1 protein-coding gene is annotated in these 1,564 nt (G+C 65.0%); it reads left to right on the top strand.

Going from position 1 to position 1,564, the window contains the following annotated elements; all coding sequences use genetic code 11:
• Positions 1-571: 571 nt before the first annotated feature.
• Positions 572-1,564: IS30 family transposase (locus ACFWUP_RS31310; protein WP_379239600.1), on the top strand; the 993-nt coding region annotated here is incomplete at its 3' end.

Raw genomic sequence — 1,564 nt, 5'->3', positions numbered from 1 at the left:
GGCGGGTTCTAGCGGTCGTCGCAACACTCTCGATTGAGAGGTTGCGACGACCGTGTCGTTTTCAGAGGACGTGGAACGCTGTGGCAGCCAGCTGACCCGGCTGGTCGAGTCCGGAGTACCGGTGAAAGAAGCCGCTGAGGCATTGGGGATCGGGCGCGGGCGCGCTTACGCGGTGCTGCGGGCAGTCGGTCGTGGTGCTGGTAGCCCTCGCTCGCACCGACCGGCACCGGACCCAGCGGTGGTAGCGGAGGTGTTCGACAAGACCGGCTCGGTGAACCAGGCCGCGAAAGCGGTCGGTGCATCGCACTCGGTCGCCCGCCGAATCCTCGTCGCCGCCGGCCTGATCGCCGCCGAGCGAGCGGTTCGCGGGAAAGCCGAGGCCAGGGCACGGTTCTTGGAGTTGACTGGTGAGGGCTGGTCAGTGGTACGAGCCGCCGCAGAGGTCGGGGTGCACTCCCGAACCGGCGAGGACTGGGCAGCCGGTATCCGCCGCAGCAACGATAAGCGGATCCGTCCAGACGGCACTGTCGTCGATTACCGCGCCGGTACCGTCAGCCGGTATCAACAACCGGTGAGCACCACCGCTATCGCCGAGCCGACCCCGATCGATGCCCGCTACCTGTCACTAGATGATCGGCTCGCCATCGCCGATGGATTGGCGGTGGATATGACGATCACCGCGATCGCGACCGGGATCGGCAAGAACAAGTCCACGGTGTCACGTGAGGTCCGCGCTCACCGCGTCGAGGGCCGCTACCTGCCCTATCAAGCGCATCGAGTAGCCGCGGTAACACGCGCGCGGCCGAAGGAGTCCAAACTGGTGACCAACCAGGCCTTGCGGACCGAGGTCGCCGACCGTTTGCGTCAGCGGCATTCACCGGAACAGATCACCAACCGGCTCCGTGAGGACTTTCCCGACGACGAAAGCATGCGGGTGAGCCACGAAACGATCTACCAGGCACTCTACTTCCAGGCCCGTGGCGGTCTGAAACGTGAACTGGTGCAAGCACTTCGGTCGGGGCGGACACGCCGCAAACCCCAGCGGTCACCGGATCAGCGTAATCCGCGGTTTGTCGATGACATGGTCATGATCAGCGACCGGCCCGCCGAAGTCGAGGATCGGGCAGTGCCCGGTCACTGGGAAGGAGATCTGATCATGGGGGCGGGCAACCACACCGCGATTGCCACCCTGGTCGAACGCGCAACCCGCTACACGATGCTGGTCCATCTGCCCCGCGGGCACGACGCCGAAACCGTCCGCGATGGCCTGATCGCGACGATCTCGACCCTGCCTGCCCATTTGCGTGGTTCGCTGACCTGGGATCAAGGTTGCGAGATGGCCCGGCACAAGCAGTTCTCGATGGCCACCGACATGGCGGTCTACTTCTGTGACCCCCACTCACCCTGGCAGCGCGGCAGCAACGAGAACACGAACGGTCTTCTGCGCCAATACTTCCCGAAGGGCACCGATCTGAGCGTGTTCGGTCCTGCCGATCTCGAGCACGTCGCCCAGGAGCTCAATGGTCGTCCACGCAAGACGCTCGGCTGGGATACCCCAGCCGAG

It is taken from the genome of Nocardia sp. NPDC058658, assembly GCF_042716665.1.
Classification (GTDB): domain Bacteria; phylum Actinomycetota; class Actinomycetes; order Mycobacteriales; family Mycobacteriaceae; genus Nocardia.
This window is presented reverse-complemented; position numbering and strand designations above follow the sequence as displayed.